The 24,257-nt window shown below is 73.4% G+C and carries 19 protein-coding genes and 1 pseudogene; 5 read left to right on the forward strand and 15 right to left on the reverse strand.

From position 1 onward, the window contains the following. Positions 1-193 (forward strand): annotated as a pseudogene (locus ACFFIA_RS15855) (LacI family transcriptional regulator); the annotation flags it as partial. Positions 194-560: 367 nt separating this feature from the next. On the opposite strand, the gene ACFFIA_RS15860 reads toward ACFFIA_RS15855, so the two are convergent. The 5 genes from ACFFIA_RS15860 to ACFFIA_RS15880 form a co-directional block, all read right to left on the reverse strand. Beyond that, positions 561-1,538, reverse strand: a complete 978-nt coding sequence (locus ACFFIA_RS15860; protein ID WP_377251585.1) for a sporulation protein — start codon at positions 1,536-1,538, stop codon at positions 561-563. A gap of 8 nt (positions 1,539-1,546) precedes the next feature. After that, positions 1,547-2,650, reverse strand: a complete 1,104-nt coding sequence (locus tag ACFFIA_RS15865; protein ID WP_377251587.1) for a hemolysin family protein — start codon at positions 2,648-2,650, stop codon at positions 1,547-1,549. A gap of 49 nt (positions 2,651-2,699) precedes the next feature. Then, positions 2,700-4,007, reverse strand: a complete 1,308-nt coding sequence (locus tag ACFFIA_RS15870) for a hemolysin family protein (protein ID WP_377251589.1) — start codon at positions 4,005-4,007, stop codon at positions 2,700-2,702. Then, complete coding sequence (locus ACFFIA_RS15875; protein ID WP_377251591.1) at positions 4,001-5,296, reverse strand: cation:proton antiporter; 1,296 nt, start codon at positions 5,294-5,296, stop codon at positions 4,001-4,003. The genes ACFFIA_RS15870 and ACFFIA_RS15875 overlap by 7 nt, the downstream gene beginning before the upstream one ends. Before the next feature lie 63 nt (positions 5,297-5,359). Then, positions 5,360-5,689 (reverse strand): hypothetical protein, encoded by a 330-nt coding sequence (locus tag ACFFIA_RS15880; RefSeq protein ID WP_377251593.1) that lies wholly within the window; start codon positions 5,687-5,689, stop codon positions 5,360-5,362. A 95-nt stretch (positions 5,690-5,784) separates the two neighbouring features. On the opposite strand from ACFFIA_RS15880, the gene ACFFIA_RS15885 reads away from it, so the two are divergent. Beyond that, positions 5,785-10,443 (forward strand): ATP-dependent helicase, encoded by a 4,659-nt coding sequence (locus tag ACFFIA_RS15885; protein ID WP_377251595.1) that lies wholly within the window; start codon positions 5,785-5,787, stop codon positions 10,441-10,443. A gap of 1,338 nt (positions 10,444-11,781) precedes the next feature. Here the strand turns inward: ACFFIA_RS15885 and ACFFIA_RS15890 are convergent. Then, positions 11,782-12,315 (reverse strand): RBBP9/YdeN family alpha/beta hydrolase, encoded by a 534-nt coding sequence (locus tag ACFFIA_RS15890; protein ID WP_377251597.1) that lies wholly within the window; start codon positions 12,313-12,315, stop codon positions 11,782-11,784. Then, the gene (locus ACFFIA_RS15895; protein WP_377251599.1) at positions 12,312-13,220 is read right to left on the reverse strand and encodes an LLM class F420-dependent oxidoreductase; all 909 of its coding nucleotides are present in this window, start codon (positions 13,218-13,220) and stop codon (positions 12,312-12,314) included. The genes ACFFIA_RS15890 and ACFFIA_RS15895 overlap by 4 nt, the downstream gene beginning before the upstream one ends. Before the next feature lie 69 nt (positions 13,221-13,289). Between ACFFIA_RS15895 and ACFFIA_RS15900 the strand changes: the two genes are divergently transcribed. Both ACFFIA_RS15900 and ACFFIA_RS15905 read left to right on the forward strand, forming a co-directional pair. Further along, positions 13,290-14,075 carry an SAM hydrolase/SAM-dependent halogenase family protein gene (locus ACFFIA_RS15900; RefSeq protein WP_377251601.1) on the forward strand — a complete coding sequence of 262 codons (786 nt, stop codon included), beginning with the start codon at positions 13,290-13,292 and terminating at the stop codon, positions 14,073-14,075. A gap of 149 nt (positions 14,076-14,224) precedes the next feature. Beyond that, the gene (locus tag ACFFIA_RS15905) at positions 14,225-15,010 is read left to right on the forward strand and encodes a DNA-formamidopyrimidine glycosylase family protein (RefSeq protein WP_377251603.1); all 786 of its coding nucleotides are present in this window, start codon (positions 14,225-14,227) and stop codon (positions 15,008-15,010) included. On the opposite strand, the gene ACFFIA_RS15910 is transcribed toward ACFFIA_RS15905, so the two are convergent. Beyond that, positions 15,001-15,729 (reverse strand): hypothetical protein, encoded by a 729-nt coding sequence (locus ACFFIA_RS15910; RefSeq protein WP_377251605.1) that lies wholly within the window; start codon positions 15,727-15,729, stop codon positions 15,001-15,003. The two genes, ACFFIA_RS15905 and ACFFIA_RS15910, sit on opposite strands and share 10 nt — an antisense overlap. A 237-nt stretch (positions 15,730-15,966) precedes the next feature. Between ACFFIA_RS15910 and ACFFIA_RS15915 the strand changes: the two genes are divergently transcribed. Next, positions 15,967-18,339 (forward strand): sigma-70 family RNA polymerase sigma factor, encoded by a 2,373-nt coding sequence (locus ACFFIA_RS15915; protein ID WP_377251607.1) that lies wholly within the window; start codon positions 15,967-15,969, stop codon positions 18,337-18,339. 60 nt (positions 18,340-18,399) lie between these two features. Here the strand turns inward: ACFFIA_RS15915 and ACFFIA_RS15920 are convergent, their stop codons facing one another. From ACFFIA_RS15920 to rimO, 7 genes are all read right to left on the reverse strand, one after another. Then, positions 18,400-19,092 (reverse strand): nucleoside/nucleotide kinase family protein, encoded by a 693-nt coding sequence (locus ACFFIA_RS15920; RefSeq protein ID WP_377251609.1) that lies wholly within the window; start codon positions 19,090-19,092, stop codon positions 18,400-18,402. A 25-nt stretch (positions 19,093-19,117) separates the two neighbouring features. Further along, the gene (gene pspM, locus ACFFIA_RS15925) at positions 19,118-19,933 is read right to left on the reverse strand and encodes a phage shock envelope stress response protein PspM (RefSeq protein ID WP_377251611.1); all 816 of its coding nucleotides are present in this window, start codon (positions 19,931-19,933) and stop codon (positions 19,118-19,120) included. A 12-nt stretch (positions 19,934-19,945) separates the two neighbouring features. After that, complete coding sequence (locus ACFFIA_RS15930; protein WP_377251613.1) at positions 19,946-20,809, reverse strand: PspA/IM30 family protein; 864 nt, start codon at positions 20,807-20,809, stop codon at positions 19,946-19,948. A 192-nt stretch (positions 20,810-21,001) separates the two neighbouring features. Further along, positions 21,002-21,553 (reverse strand): helix-turn-helix domain-containing protein, encoded by a 552-nt coding sequence (locus tag ACFFIA_RS15935; RefSeq protein WP_377251615.1) that lies wholly within the window; start codon positions 21,551-21,553, stop codon positions 21,002-21,004. Between the two features lie 126 nt (positions 21,554-21,679). Beyond that, entirely contained in the window at positions 21,680-22,171 is a 492-nt protein-coding gene (locus ACFFIA_RS15940) for a CinA family protein (RefSeq protein ID WP_377251617.1), read from the reverse strand. Beyond that, positions 22,164-22,760 (reverse strand): CDP-diacylglycerol--glycerol-3-phosphate 3-phosphatidyltransferase, encoded by a 597-nt coding sequence (gene pgsA / locus ACFFIA_RS15945; RefSeq protein WP_377251619.1) that lies wholly within the window; start codon positions 22,758-22,760, stop codon positions 22,164-22,166. The genes ACFFIA_RS15940 and pgsA overlap by 8 nt, the downstream gene beginning before the upstream one ends. Beyond that, on the reverse strand, positions 22,757-24,193 hold the full coding sequence (rimO, locus tag ACFFIA_RS15950) for a 30S ribosomal protein S12 methylthiotransferase RimO (RefSeq protein WP_377251621.1): 1,437 nt from the start codon (positions 24,191-24,193) through the stop codon (positions 22,757-22,759). The genes pgsA and rimO overlap by 4 nt, the downstream gene beginning before the upstream one ends. Between the last annotated feature and the right edge of the window lie 64 nt (positions 24,194-24,257).

Raw genomic sequence — 24,257 nt, forward strand, 5'->3', positions numbered from 1 at the left:
CGACGGCATGCAAGCCCTCGCCGACGGCAAAATCAACTTCATCGTCGAATGCAGCCCCCTGCTCGGCCCACAACTGATGGAACTCGTCGAGAAGGTCCACGCCGGCGAAACCGTCGAACCCCGCGTCGTCACCGAAGAAACCACCTTCACCCAGGAACAGGCCAAGGCCGTCCTCCCCGAACGCCAGTACTGAGCCATTGCCGGGGCCGCCCTTCCGCCACACGGAGGAATGGCGGCCCTGATCAGGCGTCCGCCGCGCGGAGGGGCCGCCACGCGAACGCCGTGATACCGACCATCGCCCCCGCCGCCACCCAGAACGGCGCCATGACACCGGCCGTACTCGCCAAGAGCCGAGCAGCGAGCCCACCGCGGCGCCGATGTCGAGCAGCGAGTAGATCGCCAGCTCCCGCGCCCGCGCCGAGAAGCGCTCCCGACCCGCCCCTACGCAGGATACGGAAAGCCCTCGCCGGGACGGCGCCCTGAAAAGCGCGGGATCACCGGCGGAAGTCCCGCGGAAACGAAAAGGCCCCGCCGAAGCGGGGCCTTTCACACCGCGGGGATCACTCGCCGAAGTCTTCGCCGCCGAAGTCGTCGTCGCCGCCCTCGAAGGCGTCGCCCATCATCCCGCCGAGCACCATGCCGCCGAGCAGACCCGCGCCGGCACCGGCGACCACCGCGCCCGCGCCCAGGCCGCGACCGTGGCCGCTGTGGTGACCGTGGTGACCGTGACCACCGTGGAACCCGTGCGCGGCGCGGAGGCTGGAGTAGCGGTCGCTGGCGGAGCGGACCCAACCGTCCACCACGGCCCGCCAGTCGGTCTGGTCGACCGTGGCGTGCTCGACCCGGAAGCGACCGTACGAGTCCTGGCCGCTGCTGAGGAAGCCGCCCCGCTTGTCGAACTCCAGGATCACCTCGACGCCGTGCGGGTCGGCGACGAAGGTGAGCTCGACCTCGTTGATCCCGCCCGCGTACTGCGGCGGCGGGAAGAACTCGATCTCCTGGTAGAACGGCAGCTGCTGGTTGACGCCGTAGATGCGACCGCGCTCGAGGTCGGCGCCCTTGAAGCGGAAGCCGAGCTGGTGGAAGGCGTCGAGGATGCGCTCCTGCGCGGGCAGCGGATGCACCTGCACCGGGTCGAGGTCGCCCTTGTCGACCGCCTTGGCCACGGCGAGCTCGGTGCGCAGGCCCATCGTCATGCCGCGCAGGCGCTGGCCGTAGACGTCGGTGACCGGCGCCTCCCACGGCACGGGGAAGCTGAACGGGATGTCCCTGCGCTCACCCTTGCCGAGCGGAAACGCGCCCGCCACCGCGATCCGGTGAAACTCCACCGCGGAGTCGTAGTTGGCGTCGCCGCTCTCCACCTCGACGCGCGTGACCAGGCCGAGCGAGACCTGGTCGATCTTGACGTCGTGGTCGCCGCCGATGATGTGGATCTGACCGTCGAGCGTCAGGCCGGGCCGAGTGTTGGAGTTTGCCAGGACGGTGTCGACGGACGGCCCGCCGACGCCGAAAGCTCCCAGCAACTTCTTGAATACCATCGATGCTCCTATCGCATCCGCCGGCCCTGCGGCACGGCATCCGTCTCGTCGTCGAACTCGCCGATGACCTCTTCGAGCAGGTCTTCCAGGGCGACGAAGCCGACCGTGTCCGTGCCCTCGCTGACGAGCGCGAGCTGGGCGCGCTCGGCGCGCATCGCCGCGACCGCCTCGGTGACCGTGGCCGTGGCCGGCAGCACGAACGGCTCCGTCATGAACTCGGCCGCGGTGGCCGGCCGCCCGAAGGTGGTCGCCCTTACAGCGTCCCGCACATGGACCAGACCCACCAGTGTCCACCCCGGACGGAGCCGGATCGCGCTCGCTTCGCCGCCGGGCGTCCCGTCGCTGGGGGCGACGACAGCCAGCCTGGAACGCCCACAGGATCGGGAAATCTCCTCGATCTGCTCGGCGGTCTCGTCGAGCGGGATGGTGACCAGGTGGTCGAGCGGCTGCATCACCGTGGCCACGCTGGTGCGCTGGAGCTGGAGCATGCTGGTCAGCAACTGCTCCTGGTCGGCCGCGAGCGTGCCGTGCTCGCGCGACTGTTCGAGCAGGATGCGCAGCTCCTCCGGGCCGTGCACCTGGGCGAGCTGATCCTGTGGCTCCACTTTGACCAGACGGAGCACGCCGTTGGCCAGCCCGTTGAAAAGCATCAGCGCCGGGCGGGTCAGCCGCGCGAACGCCCGGAACGGCAGCGCCAGCAGCAGCGCCGAGCGCTCCGGGTCGGTGATCGCCCACGACTTGGGGGCCATCTCGCCGACCACCAGGTGCAGGAAGCCGACCACCAGCAGCGCGACCAGGAACCCGATCACGTGGCTGGCGGTGTCGGGCAGCCCGATCGCGTGCAGGGCCGGGCTGAGTAGGTGCTCGATCGCCGGCTCGGCGAGCGCGCCCAGGCCGAGCGTGCAGAGCGTGATGCCGAGCTGCGCGCCGGCGAGCATGACGGACAGCTCGCGACTGCCGTCGAGGGCCGCCTTCGCCGCGCGGCTGCCGTCGGCGGCCGCCTGCTCCAGCCGGTATCGCTTGCTGCCCACCAGCGCGAACTCGGCAGCCACGAAGAAGGCGTTGAGCGCCAGCAGGATCAGCGAGAGCACCAGTGCCCAGCCGGTGCTCATGGCCGCCCCCGCACCGCACGGCCGCGTGCGGTGGAGGAGGCGGTGGCGCTCACGGGCGCACCTCCAGCCGCACCGACTCGGGCACGTGGCGGTCGACCGACTCGACCGACAGCACCGCCGCGCCGCCGTCTACCGCGAACTCCACCCGGTCGCCCACCTCGGGGACCCGCCCCAGCTCGCGCATCACGAGGCCGGAGAGCGTGTCGTACTCCGGCGCCTCGGGCAGCTCGACGCCGGTCGCGTCGGCCACCTCGTCGATGCGCCAGCGCCCTGGTACGAGCCACGAACCGTCCGGCTGGCGGTGCGGGGCGGGCTCCGGATGGTCGTCTTCGTCGCGGATGGGGCCGACCAGCTCCTCCGCGATGTCCTCCAGCGTGATCACGCCGGCGAAGCCGCCGTACTCGTCGACCACGCACGCCATCTGGCGGTGCCCGGCCCGCAGCCGGTCGAGCACCGCCGGCAGCGGGAGCGTCCCGGGCACCATCAACGGGGGTACGGCCACCGCGCGGACCGGCGTCGTCATCCGATCCGCCGGCGGCACCTCCATCACGTCGGCGATGCTCACCACGCCGGCGACGTCGTCTACGCCCTCGCCGCCCTGCACCGGGAAGCGCGAGTGTCCGGTCTCCAGCAGGTCGACGACCCGGCGCACCGGCTCGTCGGCCCGCACGGTGTGCACGTCGACCCGGGGGACCATCACCTCGTCCGCGGTGAGCCGGCGAAAGTCGAGCCCCCGGTCGAGCAGCATGGACATCTGGGCGTCGAGGTGCCCCTCCGCCCGCGACTCGGCGATGATCTGCTCGAGGTCCTCCGCGGTGGCGCCGGAGGGCAGCTCCTCGATCGGCTCCACGCCGACCCGGCGGAGCAGCCGGGCCGCCGCCAGGTCGAAGAGGCGGATCACCGGCCCGAACACCGTCAGGTACATCAGTGTGGACCGGCTCAACGCCCGCGCCAACTGCTCCGGGCGGGCGATGGCCAGGTTTTTCGGCGCCAGCTCGCCGAGCACCATCTGGATGCCGGTCGACAGGAGCAGCACCAGGATCACCGAGACGGGCAGGCTCACCGCGCGCGAGACGCCCGCCATGCCGAGCAGCTCGGCGAGCCCTTCACCGACGAAGGGCTCGGCGACGTACCCGACGAGCAGCACGGTCACCGTGATGCCGAGCTGCGCGCCGGAGAGCATGAACGAAAGCCGCCCGGTTACCACCAACGCCCGCGCGGCGGCCTGGTCGCCCTCGTCGGCGAGGCGGCGGAGCTTGCCCCGGTCGACGGCGACGTAGCCGAACTCCTGCGCGACGAAGTATCCGGTCAGCGCGGTGAGCGCCAGGATGAGAAGCAGACCGATCGCGATCAGCATCGCCGGCTCTCGGTAGATGTCGTGCGCCGGGTGTCACCCGGCTCGCTACTGCTGCCCTCCTGGGCAGGTGCCACGATCATGGCGGGCATCTTATCTTGACTCTCTGTACGTTCCCTGTGAACCGTACGCCGTCCGGGGAAGATCGCGGCGAATTTCTCCGAACGAAGTACGGCCAGCGGGCCGATCACGGCCAGCACCAGCACATAGCCGGCCACGAAGGGCGCGATCCGGGAGTCCAGCCCCGCCGCCACCGCCAGCGAGCCGAGGATCAGCGAGAACTCCCCTCGGGTGAGCACGGTCAGCCCGATGTTGGCCGCCTCCTGCCGCCCGTACCCGTGCAAGCGCGCGGCCAGGGCCCCGGCGGCGATGTTGAGTACGACGGTGAGCACCACCGCGGCCGCGATCGGCACCAGCACGGGGCCGATGTCGCCGGGGTTGATGGTGAGTCCGAAGGCGAAGAAGAAGATCGCGGCGAAGCCGTCGCGCAGTGGGCGCACCAGCGAACGGACGCGTTCCGCGGCGGTCGAGCTGCCGAGTACCAGACCGATCATGAACGCGCCGATGGCGTCCGACACGCCCAACTCCTCGGCCACGCCCGCGGAGAGCACGGCGAGCCCGACGAAGAAGACGACAAGCAACTCGTCGTTGAAGACACGGAGCAGCCGCCCGGCCATCCGGGCGCCCCACCGGGCCAGCGCGGCGAGCACGATCAGGAACGCGAACGCCTTGCCCAGGTCGGTCGCCACCTCGACCGCCCCGCTCGCGTTGCCCAGCACCGGCTGGAGCATCGCCAGGTAGAGCGCGAGGAAGATGTCCTCGATCACGATCACGCCGAGGATCAGCCGGGACTCGGGGTTGCGCATACGACCGGTCTCGACCAGCAATTTGGTGACGATCGCGGACGACGAGATGCCCACGATGCCGGCGATCACCAGCGCTTCGCGGGTACCCCATCCGAAGGCGAAGCCGAGCGCCAGCCCGCCGCCGATGTTGAGTACGAGGTAGCCGAGCCCGGCCGCGAGCATCCGCCGCCCGCCCGCCACCAGGTCGTCGGTGTGAAATTCCAGGCCGAGGTAGAAGAGCAGGAAGACCAGGCCGAGTGCCGCGATGAGGGCCAGGTCGGTGGGGTCCTCGACGAAGACGATGCCCGGCGTGTGCGGGCCGAACACCACCCCCGCCAGCATGAAGAGGGGAATCGTGGGCAGGCCGATCCTGGCTCCGAGGCGGGCCAGCACGGCCGCCGCCAGAAACGCTCCGCCGAGTGCGACAAGCGCGTCGCCAACGTGCATTTGGGTATGCCTCCGCTCCGCACCGGGCTACCCCCGGCGCGTTGATCTGGATAGGACCGCGGATCAGCGGAGGAGTGGTGGGGCCCGCGAGAAATGTGGTGCCGACGTGACGGCGACCGGCAGAGCCACGTGGGGCTCGGCCGCCGTCGGCCGCTCGGCGTCCGCGAGCCTTGGAAGAGCCTTCCCTGGTACGGGCGACTTGAGGTCAAGCCGCTGGTCACAGCTCGCGACGCACGGGGCGGCCTGCACGAGTGCCGCCACGATCGAGGCGGGCCCCTGGGCCATCGCGCCCACCGGGGCGACCGACGAGGCCGCTCCGTGCACCGAGGTGAGGGCCAGTACGGCGAGGAGGGCAGCGGCAAGCACACGGCCGACCACCGCCGTACCTCGCATAGATGTCTCCCGCCCCTCGCCCGGAGGTAAGTTTACCTGACCGATTCGCTCGTTACGTTGCGTTGATGTCACACCCGCGGGGCAGTATTGGGTCCGTGGTGGACGTGCTGGGACGCTTCGGGCGGGCGACGCGGGAGTGGTTCGGTGCCGCCTTCGCGGCGCCGACCGACGCGCAGGCCGGTGCGTGGCGTGCGGTGGGCGACGGTCACCACGCGCTTGTCGTGGCGCCGACCGGCTCGGGCAAGACGCTCGCGGCGTTCCTGTGGTCGCTCGACCGGCTGGCCCGCGAGCCGCTGCCGGCCGACCCCAAGCGGCGCTGCCGCGTGCTCTACGTGAGCCCGCTCAAGGCGCTCGCGGTCGACGTCGAGCGCAATCTGCGGGCGCCGCTGGCCGGCATCCGGCACGCCGCCGCGCGCCTGGGCGTCCCGCAGCCCGACATCACGGTCGGCATGCGCACTGGTGACACGCCGGCCGACGAGCGGCGGGCCTTCCAGCGCACCCCGCCAGACATCCTGATCACCACGCCCGAGTCACTGTTCCTGCTGCTCACGTCGGCCGCGCGAGAGTCGCTCGCGGGCGTCGAGACGGTGATCGTCGACGAGGTGCACGCGGTCGCGGCCACCAAGCGCGGAGCCCACCTCGCACTCTCGCTGGAGCGGCTCGACGCGATGCTCCCGCGGCCGGCCCAGCGCATCGGCCTCTCCGCCACCGTGCGCCCCATCGAGGAGACGGCGCGCTTCCTCGGCGGCTCCCGCCACGTCGAGGTGGTCCAGCCGCGCACCGCCAAGACCATCGAGGTCAGCGTGCAGGTGCCGGTGGAAGACATGACGCAGCTCGACGAGGTGGGCGAGCCGGAGGAGGGCTCGCGCCGCGCGTCGATCTGGCCGGCGGTCGAGGAGCGGGTCTTCGATCTGATCGGGCAGCACCGGTCCACGATCGTCTTCACCAATTCGCGGCGCTCGGCCGAGCGGCTCTGCGCCCGGCTCAACGAGCTGGCGGCGGAGGCCGTCGCCGGGTCGTCCGACTCCGAAGTGGCCGGCGGCCGGGGGCCGCGGTCGCTGCCCGCGCAGATCATGGCCCAGTCGGGGGCCGCCAGCGGGGCGCCGCCGGTGATCGCCCGGGCCCACCACGGCAGCGTCTCCCGCGAGGAGCGCAAGCACATCGAAGAGTCGCTCAAGGCTGGCCGGCTGCCCGCCGTCGTCGCCACCTCCAGCCTCGAGCTCGGCATCGACATGGGCTCGGTCGACCTGGTCGTGCAGATCGAGGCACCGCCGAGCGTGGCCGCCGGGCTCCAGCGGGTCGGCCGGGCCGGGCACCAGGTGGGCGCGGTCTCCCGGGGCGTGGTCTTCCCCAAGCACCGCGGCGACCTGCTCTCCTGCGCGGTGGTCGCGGAGCGGATGGGCGACGGCGCGATCGAAGAGCTGCGCTACCCGCGCAATCCGCTCGACGTGCTGGCCCAGCAGATCGTCGCGATGGTGGCGCTCGACCAGTGGGCGCTGGCCGACCTCGCCACGCTGGTCCGCCGCGCCGCGCCCTTCGCCGAGCTGCCCGACTCGGCCCTGCACGCGGTGCTCGACATGCTCTCCGGGCGCTACCCGTCGACCGCCTTCGCCGAGCTCCGCCCCCGCCTGGTCTGGGATCGCGCGGCCGACCTGCTCACCGGCCGACCCGGCGCCCAGCGGCTGGCGGTGACCAGCGGCGGCACGATCCCCGACCGCGGGCTCTTCGGCGTCTTCCTGGCCGGTGCCGAGCGCGCCGCCCGGGTGGGCGAGCTCGACGAGGAGATGGTCTACGAGTCGCGCGTCGGCGACGTCTTCCTCCTCGGCTCCACCTCGTGGCGGATCGACGACATCACGCCCGACCGCGTGCTCGTCTCACCCGCGCCCGGCGCCGCGGCGCGGATGCCGTTCTGGAAGGGTGACCAGCCGGGCCGCCCGGTCGAGCTGGGGCGGGCGATCGGCGCCCGGCTGCGCGCGCTCGTGCGGCAGGACGACGAGGCGGCCGCCGCCGCGCTGCGCGAGGGCGGGCTCGACGACTGGGCGGCGGGCAACCTGCTGGCCTACCTGCGCGAGCAGCGCGAGGCGACCCGTTCCCTCCCCGACGACCGCACGATCGTGGTCGAGCGCTTCCGCGACGAGCTGGGCGACTGGCGGCTGGCCGTCCACTGTGTGCTCGGCGCCAAGGTAAACGGCCCGTGGGCGCTCGCCGTGGCTCGCCGCCTCGCCGAGCGCTATGGGGTCGACGCCCAGGTCATGCCCTCCGACGACGGCATCGTGGTGCGGCTGCCCGACACGGCCGACCAGCCTCCCGGCGCGGAGCTGGTGGCGTTCGACCCGGAGGAGATCTCCCAGCTCGTCGAGGAGTCGGTCGGCACCTCCGCGCTCTTCGCGTCCCGCTTCCGAGAGTGCGCCGCCCGCTCGCTCCTGCTCCCCCGCCGCGACCCCCGCCGCCGCCAGCCCCTGTGGCAGCAGCGGCAGAAGGCGGCGCAGCTGCTCGACGTCGCCCGGGAGTACGCGGACTTTCCGGTCACCCTCGAGGCGGCCCGCGAGTGCCTCCAGGACGTGTTCGACGTGCCGGGGCTGGTCGGGCTGATGCGCGACCTGGCGGCCCGCAAGGTGCGGCTGGTCGAGGTCGAGAGCGCAAAGCCGTCGCCGTTCGCCCGGTCGCTGCTATTCGGCTACGTGGGGGCCTTCCTCTACGAGGGAGACGCACCCCTCGCCGAGCGCCGCGCGGCCGCGCTCGCCCTCGACTCCACGCTGCTGGGCGAGCTGCTCGGCCGGGTCGACCTGCGCGAGCTGCTGGAGCCGTCGGTGGTCACCGCGACCGAGCGGCAGCTCCAGTGGCTCACCGACGAGCGCCGCCCCCGCGACGCCGAAGACGTGGCCGAGCTGCTGCGCCTGCTCGGCGATCTCTCCTTCGACGAGCTTGCCCTGCGGGGCGCCTCGCCCGACTGGCCCGCCGAGCTGGAGCGCTCGCGCCGGGCGCTGTTGGTGCGCGTCGCCGGCGAAGATCGCTGGATCGCGGTCGAAGACGCCGGGCGCTACCGCGACGCGCTGGGCGTGGCCCTGCCGGTGGGCGTCGCCCAGGCGTACGTCGAGCCGGTCCCCGACCCGCTCGGCGACCTCGTCGCGCGTTACGCCCACACGCACGGCCCCTTCACCGCGGCGGCCTGCGCGGCCCGCTTCGGCCTCGGCGTCTTCGTGGTCGAGCAGGCGCTGCGCCGGCTGGCCACCACCGGTCGCGTGGTCTCGGGAGAGTTCTCGCCGGTGGGGGTCGCTTCCGCGGCGCCGTCCGGGACGAGCACCTTCGTAGCCGAGTGGTGCGACGCCGAGGTGCTGCGCATGCTGCGGCGCCGCTCGCTGGCCGCGCTGCGCCGCGAGATCGAGCCGGTGCCGCCGCGAGCGCTGGCCACCTTCCTCCCCCGGTGGCAGCACGTCGGCGCCTCCGCGCGCGGCGTCGAGGCCGTGGCCGCCGCCGTCGAGCAGCTCCAGGGCGCCGCCGTGCCCGCCTCGGCCCTGGAGCGCCTGGTGCTGCCCGGCCGGGTCGCCGACTACTCACCGGCCTACCTCGACGAGCTCTGCGCCTCCGGCGAGGTCCTGTGGGCCGGCTCCGGCGCCATCGCGGGCGGCGACGGCTGGGTCACGCTCGCCTACGCCGACCTGGCGCCGCTCCTCCTCCCGCCCCCCGACGAGTCGCTCACGCTCACCCCGCTGCACCAGGCCGTGGTCGACGCGCTGGCCGACGGTCAGGCCCTGTTCTTCCGCGCCCTCTCCGACCGGGTGACCGCCGCTCTCACCGCCGGTCCCCCTCCCGGCCCGCCCGCCTCCGGCTCGGTCGAGGTGACCTGGTCTGGCGCGGCCGGCTCCGGCATCGCGGCGGGCCGGGGCGGTGTGGCCGACGACGAGGCGCTCATCGCCGCGGTGTGGGATCTCGTCTGGGCCGGCTACCTCACCAACGACACGCTCGCTCCCCTCCGCACCCTCCTCGGCGGCGGCGGTGGCGCCCACCGGGCCAAGCCGGCCGCGCCGCGCACCCGATACCGCCGCCCGGGGCGGGTCGCCCTCCCCTCCCGCACCGGCCCGCCCACCGTCGCCGGCCGCTGGTCCCGCCTGCCCGAGCGAGACAACGACCCCACTCACCGAGCCGCCGCACTCGCCGACGCCCTGCTGGAGCGCCACGGGGTGGTCACACGCGGCGCGGTGATGGCCGAGGGCGTGCCGGGCGGCTTCGCCGCGGTCTACCCGGTGCTCGCCGCGCTTGAGGAGCGAGGCGCCGCCCGCCGTGGCTACTTCGTCGAGGGCCTGGGCGCGGCCCAGTTCGCGGTGCCCGGCGCCGTCGACCGCCTGCGCGCCCTGGCCGACGACCACCGCCGCTCACCGAGCGCGCTGGTGCTGGCCGCCACCGATCCCGCCAGCCCCTACGGCGCCGCCCTCCCCTGGCCGGAGCGCGTGGTCGCCCAGGAGGGCACCGGCCACCGCCCGGGCCGCAAGGCGGGCGCGCTGGTGGTCCTGGTCGCCGGCGAGCTGACCCTCTACGTCGAACGCGGCGGCCGCACCCTCCTGTCCTTCGTGGACGACGACGAGGCACTGGCCACCGCCGCCAAGGCCCTCGCCGACGCCGTCCACACCGGAGCGCTGGGCGCCCTCTCCGTAGAACGCGCCGACGGCGAGGGCGTCTTCACCTCCCCGCTGCGCGACGCCCTGACCGCGGCCGGGTTCCGCGCCACGCCCCGGGGCCTGCGGCTGCGCGGCTAGAGATCTTTCGCGGTCGAGGTTCGTGCTGTCCGTTGCGGTTCGCCCCTGGTGTGACAGAGGGGAGCTGCCGCGATGCCCGTCGTGCTCCTGACCGTTGCTCCCGCAGCCTCACCCTCCGCGTCCTCGCGATCGCGACCCGGCCCGACGTGGGCCTCGGCCCGGGCGGAGCTGTCGAGTTGGGCGCGTCAACGCGCCAACTCGCGCCGTATCACCGGCGCGCGTGCGGCACACGGTCTGCCGCCGGCACACTTGCTCAGCCTCGCGATCGGACTGCCCACCGGGCAGGCAGCCTCCGGGTCAAGACGAGTCATGGCTGCTATTCATGGCTGCTATTGGCGCCACAAGCCGTCTTGAGAGCTTCGGAGTCAGGGTCTTGGCCCCGTCCACAATGGTCACCGAAGACCGCCGCATTCTGCCGATTTGTCGGCTCACCGCAAGCCCGAAAGCAGGCACGACGTCCCGGTTGCTCGCCGCCGCGTGTCGCCGCCGGCCCCCGGGGGCGCTACCTGACGGTAGGCATTGAAGCCCCGGAAGCCTGGGCGCCCTCCCGCCAAGATCCCGACAACATCCCTGACTTTGCTGCCTCCCGCTACGGGCGTAACAGCAAGTCCCCCGATTTTGTCGCCACGCGTCGCCACGGACGCTCGATCACGCCCTCCACCCCGACACCGAAAACTCTCTTGATCCGGCCGCATCTGGTTGATCGAGGGCGTGCCCGCGTGCCCCTTTTTGGGGGGCGGGGGTGCTCCCGGTCTTGGAGGTCAAGGTCGTGCGTGGCGAAAAGTTCACCCTCTGGAGCCTGTTGCAAAATTGCTCGATCACAGTGAGTGTCGAGAAGAACATGGTTTGTATCGGTCGCTGGCCGTCGAACGGCGGCCAGCGAGGGTTAGGGCGTGTCTGGTGGATCTTTGCGGGGCTGCGGCGGGCCCAGACGGCGCCCGGCGGCACCGGACGAAAGGCCACATACAACACCGGTATGCGACCTTCCGCCCGGCACCACCGGACCGCCGCCTGGACCTCGCCTCGCACCCACAAGATCCACCAGACACGCCCTAGCGCGATCCTCAGTTCGCGCGAATCTGACGATTTTGCAACAGGCTCTCTGAGGTCAACCGGTCGCCACGGACGGACCGCCTCCCGGCCCGTCAGCCCGGGCAAGGGGCACCGGTGCGCCCAGCTCGACAGCTTCTCCATCACAGGACACCAGATCCGAGGTCAGCCCAGCCGCGCGACCACCTCGACTCTGAAAACTCCATAGCCGCACCGGTCGCGTGCCGCGCGGGCACCCCGCCCGCAGGGCGAGCGAGGTCCGGGCCGATGCCTGCCCACCGGGCGGGATCAGGACGGCTCCACCTCCGCCAGCAGGCGGGCCAAGAGGCGTTCCCCGTCGGGCCATGGTCCGTAACCGCTCGCGGTGTTGAGGTGGCCGACGGCGCCGCCGTCGTAGAAGTCGGCGCCCAGCGCCTCCGCGAAAGCCTGGGCGCGGGCGAACGACATGTGTTCGTCGTCCCGGCTGCCCACCACGACCGTGCGAAACGGCAGGCGTGGCAACGGATCCACGAGATCGGGCACGTCCGGCGGCACGGTCAGCAACGCCGCCACCACCTGGCCGCGCGCGGCCGGCACACCGCCTCCGGCCCCCGCGGCCCAGCGCGCCACCGTCAGGCAGCCCAGGCTGGTGGCGACAAGTACGGCCGGCTCGGGGTCGGCGGCCAGCACGCGGTCGAGCGCCGCCACGCGGTCGTCCAGGTCGATGTCGGGCGTGGTGCGGCGGCGGACCCACACGTACTCGGGATGCGCGTCCGCCCACAGGGTCAGCCAGTGGCCCGGGCCGGCGGGGCTGCGGCCGGGCACCAACAGGACGCGGGTCATGGCAGCTGTGGCGCCACGTCGGAGGCGAAGAGGTCCAGGTGGTCCAGGTCGCTCAGGTCGAGGAACTGCGGGAAGAAGCGGGTCACGCCCAGCTCGGCGTACCGGCCGATCTGGTCGACCACCTCGGACGGCGTGCCGGTCACGCCGCCGGTCAGGCCGATCCGCTCGGCCCGTGCCTTCGCCTCGGCCGGCGTACGTCCACACGCGACGGTCTGCGCCACCGAGAACACGATCGGCACCTCGCGCCCCTGCGCCGCGCACGCCTCGCGCACGCGCTCGAAGATGCGCGCGCTCTCCTCGACCGGCTGGAACGGCACGTTGAACTCGTCGGCGTACCGGGCGGCGAGCGCCGGCGTACGCTTCGGGCCGGCGCCCCCGATGATGATCGGCGGCCCCGGCGTCTGGGCGGGCTTGGGCAGCGCGGGCGAGTCGGTCAGGTCGTAGTGGTCGCCGTGGAAGGTGAAGCGCTCGCCCACCGGCGTACGCCACAGGCCGGTGATCACCTGAAGCTGCTCCTCGAACCGGTCGAAGCGCTCCTTCACCCGCGGAAACGGTATGCCGTAAGCGGTGTGCTCCGCCTCGAACCACCCCGCGCCGAGCCCCAGCTCGATCCGCCCGCCGCTCATCTGGTCGGCCTGCGCCACCGCGACCGCCAGCGTCCCGGGCAGCCGGAAAGTCGCCGACGAGACCAGCGTCCCCAGCCGGATGCGACTGGTCTGCACGGCCAACGCGGCCAGCGTCAGCCACGCGTCGGTGGGACCGGGCAGCCCGTCGCCGCTCATCGTCAGGAAGTGGTCGGAGCGGAAGAAACCGTCGAAGCCACACTCCTCGGCCCGCTGGGCGACCTTGCGCAGGTCGTCATAGGAGGCACCTTCCTGAGGTTCGGTGAAAACGCACAACCGCATGCCGATCACACTAACCGGCGGCCGGGACGGGGACGGACACGAGCAGCGATCCCCCGCTAACGTTCAGGCATGGGCCGCTACGACTGGATCAGCTTCACGACCGACTACGGGCTCTCGGACGGATTCGTCGCCTCGTGCCACGGGGTGATCGCGCGGCTCGCCCCCGGCGTGCGAGTCATCGACGTCACACACGGCGTGGCACCGGGCGACGTGCCGCGGGGGGCCGCGGTGCTCGCGCAGACCGTGCCGCATCTGCCCCCGGCGGTACACGTGGCGGTGGTCGATCCTGGCGTGGGCACGACCCGGCGCGGGATCGCGGCGCGCACGCCCGGCGGCCTGCTCGTCGGTCCTGACAACGGCCTGCTGCCCTGGGCGGCGGATGCGCTCGGCGGCATCGAGGCGCTGGTGGAGTTGGCCAATCCGGAGTGGTTCCTGGCGGACGTCTCGCGCACGTTCCACGGGCGCGACATCTTCGCGCCGGTGGCCGCCCGCCTCGCGCTCGGCGCGGATCTCGGCGACGCCGGCCCGGCCGCCGACCCGGCCACGCTGGTCCGCCTGCCGGAGCCGGTCGTCGCGGTCGGCGAGGGGTGGCTGGAGGCGGAGGTGCTGACCATCGACCGCTTCGGCAACGTGCAGCTCGCCGCAGGTGGCGACGCGCTCGACGGGCTCGGCGCCAGCCTGCGGGTCGGCGGGGTGCGCGCGGTGCGGGGCACGACCTTCGCGGAGGCGGCGCCGGGCGGGCTGGTGGTCTATGTGGACTCCGCCGGGCGCGCGGCGGTCGCGGTCAACGGCGGGCGGGCCGCCGTCGTGCTCTCGGTGACCCCGGGAGACGTCGTCCGCCTCGTGGCCGCCTGAGCGAGCCCCGCGCGACAAGACCCGCGCTAGCCTCACGGCTCGCGCTCGTATCCACGCCGCCATCGTAGGGAGGAGCCTCTGGCGCGGTCCCCTCCATTTCCGGGCGGCGTCCGGCACGCGACAAGGCCCGGTGCGGGAGGATGGGACGCGTGCCCGAGGGTGACACCGTCTGGAACACGGCCCGAGCGCTGCACCGCGCCCTGGCCGGCGGGCGGCTCACCGCGACCGACTTCCGCGTGCCCCGGCTCGCCGCCGCCGACCTGGCCGGCTGGACCGTGCTGGAGTCGGCCAGCCGCGGCAAGCACCTGCTGCTGCGGGTCCGCGACGCGGAGGGCGAGCGGCACCTGACGCTCCACTCCCACCTGCGGATGGAGGGCGCCTGGCGGGTCTACGCGCCGGGCGAGCGCTGGGCCGCCCGCCCGGCTCACCTGATCCGGGCGGTGCTGCGCACGGCCGACGCGGTGGCGGTCGGCTACCACCTGCACGATCTCGCGCTGGTGCCGACCGCGGAGGAGAAGAGCCTGGTCGGGCACCTCGGGCCAGACCTGCTCGGCTCCGACTGGGATCCGGCCGAGGCGGTGCGCCGGCTCGCCGCCCAGCCCGACACCGCGATCGCCGAGGCGCTGCTCGACCAGCGCAACCTCGCCGGCATCGGCAACCTCTACAAGTGCGAGGTGCTCTTCCTCCGCGGCGTCGACCCGTGGAAGCCGGTGCGCGACGTGCCCGACCTGCCGGGCATGGTCACGCTCGCGCAGAAGCTGCTGGCCGCCAACCGCGGCCGGTGGGCCCAGAGCACCACCGGCTCACTGCGCAAGACCGAGACCACCTACGTGTACGGCCGCCGCGCCCAGCCCTGCCGCCGCTGCGGCACGCCCGTCCGCAAGGTCGAGCAGGCGGAGCGGTCCACCTACTGGTGCCCGGTCTGTCAGTCCTGATCCCGCCCGACCCGGGCGACCAGCGCCGCCGCCCGCGACAGGTCCCGCGGCAGGGGGACGATCCGGGCGCCGTGCAGGGCCTCGCGGATGACCGGACCCGCGTCGTCCCGGACCAGGGCGACCACCCGCTCAGGTGACATCCGGGCCATCGGCGCCTCGGCGGCGAAGACCGAGGGGGTACGCGCCCCCGCCTCCAGCAGCAGCGTCACCGCCTCCCACTCGCTGCTGGCCGCGCGTGCCTCGACGACCAGCAGGGCCAGCCCTTCGGGGAGCGCGTCCCGGTACAGCTCGGCGAAGCGCGCCCGCAGGTGCTCGGCGGTCGGGAGGTCGGCGCAGAGCAGGACCCGTACCGGCGCCAGCACCACCGCCGCCCACGCCTGTACCAGCGCGCACACCACCTGCGGCGGCGGCCCGGCCGACCCCATCCGCTCGTGCAGCAGGAGCACGTCGTCCAGGGCCGCCCGGATGCCGATGCCGGCCTCGGCCCGCTCCCGCCCCAGCCGTGCGTACGCCGGACCGCCCGCCCGCCCGTCCACCAGCGCCCGCGCCACCGCGTCCACGCCCGGGACCCACCAGTCCTCCGGCGCCCAGCCGCGCTCGACCGCGCCGGCCCGCCAGGCGTCCCGCAGCGCCTCGGCGTCGGTGCGGTACCGGTAGATCGTCCGGGCCCGCCGCTCGGCCGCCTTCGCCGACAGCCACCGGTCGCCATCCATCGCCATGACCCGCTCCCACATTCGGTGCGAAACCCTGGCCATCTGGGTTTCCTCACCACCACGACAGGGCGACCCCGGGGTTATGACTCCGATTTTCGGGGGAGGATTTATCTGGACAACACGGACAAGGGCGTGACAGCGCTCCACGTGCGGCGTTTGTCTCGGTGATTCCCCCGAACCGGTGGTCTTTCCGCAACCGCACCACTCCCCAACCGGTGATTCCCCCCAACCGTGGCAGGGACGATGACAGACGAATACGCCCTCGGTCCCGGCGCTCCGCCCGCCGAGCTGAGCGACGCCGACCTGATCGCGGCGGTCCGTGCCGGCGACACGGGCGCGTTTGCCCTGCTCTATCGCGGCCACGTGGAGGCCGCGCGCCGGATGACCCGCACGCTGGCACGCGATCCCGCCGACGTGGAGGACCTGGTCGCCGAGGCGTTCGCCAAACTGCTCGCCACGCTGGAGGACGGCGGCGGGCCGGCGTCCGCGTTCCGGCCGTACCTGCTCACGACCATCCGCCGCCTCTTCTACGACCGGACCCGCAAGGCCCGCCGCGAGGCGGTGACCGACGACCCCGAGGCCCACGACCCCGGCGTGCCCTTCGTGGACACGGCGGTGCAGGGCATGGAGTACGCCTTCGTCGCGCGCGCCTTCGCCCGACTGCCCGAGCACTGGCAGACGGTGCTGTGGCACACCGAGGTCGAGGGCGAGACCCCCGCCGAGCTGGCACCGAGGCTGGGGCTGACGCCAAACGGTGTGGCCGCGATGGCGTACCGGGCCCGCGAGCGGCTGCGCCAGCACTACCTCCAGGAGCACATCGCCGCCGACCCGGCCGACGAGTGCCGGTGGGCGCTGGAACGGCTCGGCGCGTACGTGCGGGATGGCCTGTCCCGGCGCGACAACGGCCGGGTGAAGGCGCACCTTGACGACTGCCACCGCTGCCACCTGCTCTTCGTCGAGCTGGCCGAGGTCAACGCGGGCATGGGCGAGGTGCTGGCAGGTGCGCTGCTGGCCAGCTCGGCCGGGGCGTACCTGGGCATCGCCAGCGGGTCCGGCGGGACGGCGCTCGGGCTGCTCGGGCGGCTGGCCCGGCGCAGGTCGGTGCAGGCGGCGGCCGGTGGTGCGACGGTGGCCGCCGCCGCGGCGGCACTCGCGATCGTGCTGACCGGGCAGCCCACGCCGGTCGCCGGGCCGCGCCCCTCGCCCTCGCCCGTGGTGCCGGCACCTCCGCCGGCGGAGCCGCCCTCGCCGGTCGTACCGCCGGCGAGCACACCGCCGCCCCCGCCGCCCACGTTCGCCGCGCCGCCCGCACCGTCCCCGCCGGCCTCCCCCACGCCGGGCGTGGCCACGATGGAGGCGCGGCTGGAGCCGGTCGGCACGCTGGTCCGCGGGCGGCCGGGCGTGCTCGCGCTGACCGTGGTCCACGCTGGACAGCCGGGCGGCTCGGGGGGCGGCTACCCCGAGCGGGCCGTGCCACCGCCGGCCGGCACCGGCCCGCTGACCGCGCAGGTGACCCTCCCTCGTGGAGTGAGCCTGCGCACCGGCCCGGCCGGCGACGGCTGGCAGTGCGCGGCCGCCACCGGCGGTGCCCGGTGTGGACGCTCCTCGCTCGGCGCCGGCGGCACGACCCACGCGTACCTTCCGGTCGACGTCTCCGACTCCGCCGCCGAGGAGACCCCGCGGGTCCGGCTCACCGCGCCCGGCGCCCGCGCGACCGACGCCACCGCACCGGCCGGCGTACGCGCCAGCGGCCTCCCGGCGGTCTTCGCCGGCACCGCACCGGCCACGCTCGCGATCGGCGGCAACTCGCTGCTCTCCTGCGGCGGGATATCGCTGACCTGCCCGGATGCCCGGTCGGGGCAGCGCGCGGCGGACAACGGCGACTACCACATGACCAGGTACGCCCAGCGGAACGCGCCGGCCGGACATCCGTACGGCGCGGCGGTCAGCGGGGCGACCATCCCCGTACGTGGGAAGGTGCTCTGGGCCGGCCTCTACTGGTCCGGCACCGGGCACCGCCCCAACGAACCCGTCGCGCGGCTCCACGCACCCGGCGCGGAGGGGTACGTCCCGGTGCCGGCCACGCGGGTCGACACCGCCTCGGACCCCGACCTCGGGCGCACGTACCAGGCGTCGGCCGAGGTCACCTCGCTGGTCCGGGGCAGCCGAGGCGGCACCTGGTGGGTCGCGGTGGACCGGGACGACCTCGCCGGCGGCTACAACGCGTACGGCGGCTGGGCCCTGCTCCTGGTCGTCGACACGGGTGGTCCACAGCGGACGGTGGCGGTCTTCGACGGTTTCACGCCGGTGGCGCGCGAGGGCTCGTACACCTCTCCGCTCTGGGGCACGCCGGGCGACGCGACGGTCGGGCTGGTGGCGTGGGAGGGCGACCGTACGCTCACCGGCGAGCGGCTCACGCTCGGCGGCACGGTCATCGGCGGCGACAACGTGGCGCAGAGCCGCTCGGACGGCACGCCGGAGGGCTGGCACACGCTCGGTACGGACGCCCGCGTACTGCCTGCCCGCCTCCGCTCCGCCAGCACGCTCACGGTGTCGTCGACGACCGACGCGTGGCTGCTCGGCCCGGTCGCACTTGTCTCACCGGCCCGCTCGTGACACCGCCCGGGGCCGCTACGACGTGAAGGAGTACGGGCCGAACCGCCCCCACATCGGCCGCTATGGCGTGCCGGGCAGCCGGGTCAGCCGGGGCCGCGCGAAGTCGCGGTTGTCGACCACGATCTGGGCCCGCTGGTCCGGCCGCACCTCGTCGACGTAGCGCCGCTCGCCGGGGATGTACTTGGCGCGGTAGCGCGCCTCGGTGTGCGCCGCCGATCCCATCCACGCCTGATCGCGCGCCACGCCTCGGCGCAGCACCACGTCGAAGCCGACGTCGAGCCAGATCCGCAGATCCCAGTGCGGGTCGAGCTCGGGCCGCTGGAGGAAGCAGCCGTCGGCGACGAGGATCAGGTCGTCGGTGGCGACCCGCACCGGGCCGTCGATCGGGGTCGTGGCGGGCAGGTCCATCACCGCCGTGCGGTAGCGGCGACTGCCGCCGGGGCCGAGCGGGACCAGCAGCTCGTCGCGGATGGCGGCGTTGTCCCACGAGTCGAGGTAGTAGCTCTCCGGCGAGGCGGGCGGGTATGCCGTGCGCAGCGCGACCGCCTTCTTGAAGTAGTCGATCCCGGCCCGCTCCACCGGCCGTGCCGTGCGCTCGCGCAGCACCTCGGCCAGTTCGTCGCCCATCGTGCTCTTGCCCGCCGCCGAGCAGCCGTCGAGCGCCACGCGCACCGGATGGGGGCGGGACACCGCGAGCACATGGCCGGCCAGCTCGACGAGCATGTCGTGCCGCGCGGGGGAGCGCGTGGGCACCGCGCCGGCCTCGGACACGCCAGCGCTAGGCGGTCTGGGAGCCGGGCGCGCGCATCGGGTCGCGCAGGCGCACCGGCTCGGTGAACTCGCGCAGCTCGGCCAGCCCTTCGGCGACACCGCGCAGCATGTCGCTCGCCTCGGTGAGCCGGGCGACGGCGGGGTGCTCGGTCGCCGAGCGGCCGTCTTCGGCGACGTAGCTCGCCGCCGCGGCGACCAGCCGCTCGTAGGCGACCACGCCGCCCTCCAACTGCTCGACCAGCGTGGCGCGAGCCTCCTCCAGCGCCGGCCTCGTGTCCGGCGGGGCGAAGCGCAACGCCTTCTCCACGCTCGCGACCCGGTGGGCCAGGTCGCGCAGGGAACGCTCGGCCACCGCCGCCTCCAGCACCGCCGGCTCACCAGGGCCGCTGAGCCGGCCGGCGAGCCCGGACAGCGTCATCGAGGCGCGGTCGAGGCGGCTCCAGGGGCCGGCCGCCGCCGAGCCGCGCAGGGCGAAGCGGGCCTGCTGGCGGCGCACCTCGTCGAGGGCGGTGCGCCCGACGGGCAGCCGCTCGACGGCGGCGATCAGCTTGGCGCGGGCCTGGTCGCCCGCGAGCGCGGGGTCGGGCGGCGGGGGCGCGGGCTGCGCCGCCAGCGCCCGGTAGTCGACCCAGCGCCACGCGGCCAACGCGATCGACCCGCCCGCCGCCGCGGCCCAGCCCGCGTCGGGAAGGCCGAGCCCGGCGTATGGCGTGAGCACCGCAGCGGCTCCCCCCAGGCCCGCGGCGAGGACGCTCCATCGGCGCGCGGAACGGCGTAACCGACGCAGCCGCCGGAAGTAGCGGGCCCGGGGATCTGCTGCCACTGGGAACTCCCGCTAGCCGGCCGCGCTGGCGTCGCCGGTGGTCTTTTCCTTGTTTGCCAGGCTGGCGCGGATCTGGTCGAGACGGGCCACACCGGCCGCGTCGGCGGCGCTGGCCGGCTCGACGGCGGGCGTCGCCGGCTGGGCCGCGAGCTTCTCGCCCGCCATGCTGGCCCGGATCTGCTCCAGCCGGGAGGAGCCGGCGAGGTCCAACGTGGACTTCTGGACCTCGAGCATGCGCCCCTCGACCGAGTTGCCGGCGAGCTCGGCGCGCCCCATCGCGTTGGCGTAGCGGCGCTCGATCTTTTCCCGGACCTCGTCGAGCGAAGGCGTGTTGCCCGGCGCGGCCAGCGCGGACATCGACTCCAGCGAGCGGGCCACGCTCTCCTGCATCTTGGCCTGCTCGAGCTGGGAGAGCAGCTTGGTGCGCTCGGCCAGCTTCTGCTGGAGGACCATCGCGTTGTTTTCCACCGCCTGGCGGGCCTGGCCCGCGGCGGCGAGCGCCTGGTCGTGCAGCGTCTTGAGGTCTTCCATCGACTGCTCGGCGGAGACCAGCTGCGTGGCGAGCGTCTGGGCGGTCTGCTCGTACTTGACCGCCTCGGCCTCGTCACCGCCGGCCCGCGACTTGTCGGCGAGCACCAGCGCCTGGCGGGCCATCGACTGGAGCTTTTCCACCTCGGACATCTGGCGGGAAAGCTTCATCTCCAGCTGGCGCTGGTTGCCGATCACGGCGGCCGCCTGCTGGACGAGCGCCTGGTGCTGGCGCTGCGCATCCTCGATGGCCTGCTGGATCTGCACCTTGGGATCGGCGTACTCGTCGATCTTGGCGCCGAACAGCGCCAAGAAGTAGCGCCAGCCCTTGACGAACGGATTCGCCATCTTTGCGGTATCCCCTCAGTGTCAGCACTCCGGTCAGGCCGCCACCGTGCGGGCAGCACACGCCCCCACGGTCCGGCAGAGCTCCATACTCCCAGCCCGGCGCCAACCCGTCATGCGACCTCAGGGGGATATCCGGGTATGTGCTTTCCGCGCCTGGGTGGATGCCGCCCCGCGGAATCAACCCTACGCGGGTCAGGCGACGCAGACTACATCGCGGTCGCGCGGGGCGGGACGCACGGTGCGCGTGGTGCGCAGGACGGCGGTGAGCGGCGTGTCCTGGCGGATCGAGACCGACACCGCGCCATCGGTGATCTTGCCACCGGCGACCTTGCCCGGCCTGGCCATGCGGTGCACAGTGGCCTCGGCCTGGCTCGCGGCCTCCTCCGGCGCGCCCGCCTTGACCGGCACCGGGGCCGGATTGGGCGCGGGAGCCCCGGCCGGCGCGGCCGCCGGCGGAGTGTCGTGGCCGTCGCGACCGCCCTGGGCCGGCACGAGCACGTGGTCCATCTGCTCGGCCAGCGCCATCTCGTCGCTCACCTCGCGCAACAGCTCGGAGAGGTGGGCGCCGAGCGCCTCGCAGATCGACGCGAGCAGCTCGCTGGAAGCCTCCTTCTGACCCCGCTCGATCTCCGAGAGGTAGCCGAGGCTCACATTGGCGGCGGTGGAGACTTCGCGCAGGGTGCGGTGCTGCCCCTGCCGGCGTGCACGAAGGGCGTCACCGATCACACGGCGTAGCAGGATCATCGCACCTCCCCTGGAAACGCTGCCCCAACGTTACCTGCTTCCAGGCCCCGCGACAGCTTCCCACTCGTGGGACGTTTGCCGGCCGGGCCTGTCCCGGACCAACAGGAGAACCCGACAAAAGATTCCTTACAGGTGCTCCGCCAGCAGCCGGAGCGCCTGGGTCACGCTCTCCGCGCGGATCACCTGGCGTCCCCCATCCAGCCGGAGTTCGCGCACGGCTGAACCGGTGGGGCCGGCGACCGCCACGTACACGAGGCCGACCGGCTTGCCGCCCTGCGGCTCGGGGCCGGCTACGCCCGTAGTGGAGAGCCCCCAGTCGGCACCGCAGCCGGCCCGCCCGCCCTCCGCCAGCGCGAGCGCGACGTCCGGGTCGACCGGGCCACGCTCGTCGAGCAGTGCCGGGGTGACACCGGCGAGCGACGCCTTCAGGTCGGTGGCGTACACCACGAGGCCGCCGCGGAAGACCGCGCTCGCCCCGGCCACCTCGACGATCGTGGCGGCGACCAGCCCGCCGGTCAGCGACTCGACGGTGGCGAGCGTCTCCTTCCGCTCGACGAGGGTGTGCACCACCCCGCCCGCCACGGAGGGGACCCCGCCCGGCGACAGTGGATCAACCACGGGCCGCCGCGCGCATCCGGAGCGCCCGGAGCGCGTAGTCGAGGCCGGTGGCGACGGTCACCGCGACCGCGGCCGCCATGATCCAGGGGCCGATGTCGGCGAGCGGATCGGGAAGTGGCCACAGGTACCAGCCGATGGCCAGGATCTGGAGCGTCGTCTTGATCTTGCCGCCCCGGCTGGCCGCGATCACGCCGTACCTGATCACCCAGAACCGCAGGAGCGTCACGCCCACCTCGCGCACCAGGATCACCACCGTCACCCACCAGGGCAGCCGGTCGTACCAGGACAGGAGCAGGAGGGCGGCGCCGGTGAGCGCCTTGTCGGCGATCGGGTCGGCGACCTTGCCGAACGCGGTGACCAGCCCGTAGCGCCGGGCGATCCAGCCGTCGACGAAGTCGGTGAACGAGGCGATCCCGAACGTGAGGCACGCGGCGATCCGCCAGTCGCTCCCGGTCATGCCGGAGGCCACGACCATCAGCGCGAACGCCGGCACCATGACCAGCCGGAGCGCGGTGATCACATTGGCCGCGTTGACGAGGGGCACCGACGGGGGCATCGGCGCCGCCGCCTGTACCGCGGGGTCTGTCATGGTGACACCCGCGCCGCCGCGGAGATCATCTCGTTGGGCACGGCCACGAGGTCGACGCCCTCGGTCGCGGTGACGGTGGCCCGGACCAGGTCGCCGGGGCAGAGCGCGGCCAGGTCGACCCCGGCCTCACCGGCGACCAGCGTGACCGACCCGTCGACCTCGGGCGCCTGGTGTGCCGCCCGCCCCTCGACCACGCCGTCGTCGACCGTGTCGACCAGCACCTCGACCTCAGCACCGAGCCGGTCGGCGGCGCGCTGGGCGCACAGCTCCTCGGTGAGCGCGAGCAGCTTGTCGTAGCGCCGCTTGATGGTCGCCCGGCTGACCTTGCCGGTCATCGTGGCGGCCTCGGTGCCGTCTTCGTCGCTGTAGTCGAAAACCCCGATCGCGTCGAGCCGGGCGTCGGTGAGGAAGCGCACCAGCTCGTCTACATCGGACCTGGTCTCGCCGGGGAAGCCGACGATGAAGTTGCTCCGCGCGCCCGCCTCCGGCGCCAGTGCCCGCACCGACTCCAGCAGCTCCAGGAAGCGCTCGGTCGAGCCGAACCGCCGCATCCGCCGCAGCACCGGCTCGCTGGAGTGCTGGAACGAGAGGTCGAAGTAGGCGGCGACGCCCGGTGTGGTGGCGATCACCTCGACCAGCCCGGGACGGGTCTCGGCCGGCTGGAGATAGCTGGCCCGCACGCGCACGATCCCGTCGACCGCGGCGAGCTGCGGCAGCAGCTTCTCCAGCAGGCGGGGGTCGCCCAGATCCTTGCCGTACGACGTGGAGTTTTCACTCACCAGCACCAGCTCGCGCACACCGGTCTTGGCCAGCCACTCGGCCTCGGCGAGCAGGTCGTCCGGCGTACGCGAGACGAAGGCGCCGCGGAACGCGGGGATCGCGCAGAACGCGCAGCGTCGGTCGCAACCGCTGGCCAGCTTGAGCGAGGCGACCGGGCCTTCCTGGAGGCGGCGCCGGCGCAGGTGCTTGGGCAGGTGGCCCGGGACGACGACGTCGCTCTCGCGCCGGGCGACCGGAGTGAGCGGCAGCAGCTCGCGGCGGTCACGCGGCGTGTGCGCGGACAGCCGCTCGCCGGCGACCACCGCGTCGAGCCGGGCGGCGATCTCCGGGTAGTCGTCGAAGCCGAGCACCGCGTGCGCCTCGGGCAGGCTGTCGGCCAGCTCACGGCCGTATCGCTCGGCCATGCACCCCGCCGCGACCACCTTGGCACCGGTGTCGGAGGCGGCCATCAGCGTCTGGATCGAGTCCTGCTTGGCCTTGTCGACGAAGCCGCACGTGTTGACCAGCACCACGTCGGCCCGCTCACCGTCGGTGGTGACCTCCCAGCCCTCGGCGTGCAACCGGCCGGCCAGCTCCTCCGAGTCGACCTCGTTACGGGCACAGCCCAACGTCAGCAGCGCGACACGACGGGATCCGGCGGAAGAGGGAGACACCACCCGAGGGTACCGGTCCGCGGGGCGGAGGCACCTGAGGCGTCCGTACCGGAAGTGCGAGACG

Origin of the sequence: Phytohabitans kaempferiae (assembly GCF_042433955.1) — a bacterium.
Classification (GTDB): domain Bacteria; phylum Actinomycetota; class Actinomycetes; order Mycobacteriales; family Micromonosporaceae; genus Phytohabitans; species Phytohabitans kaempferiae.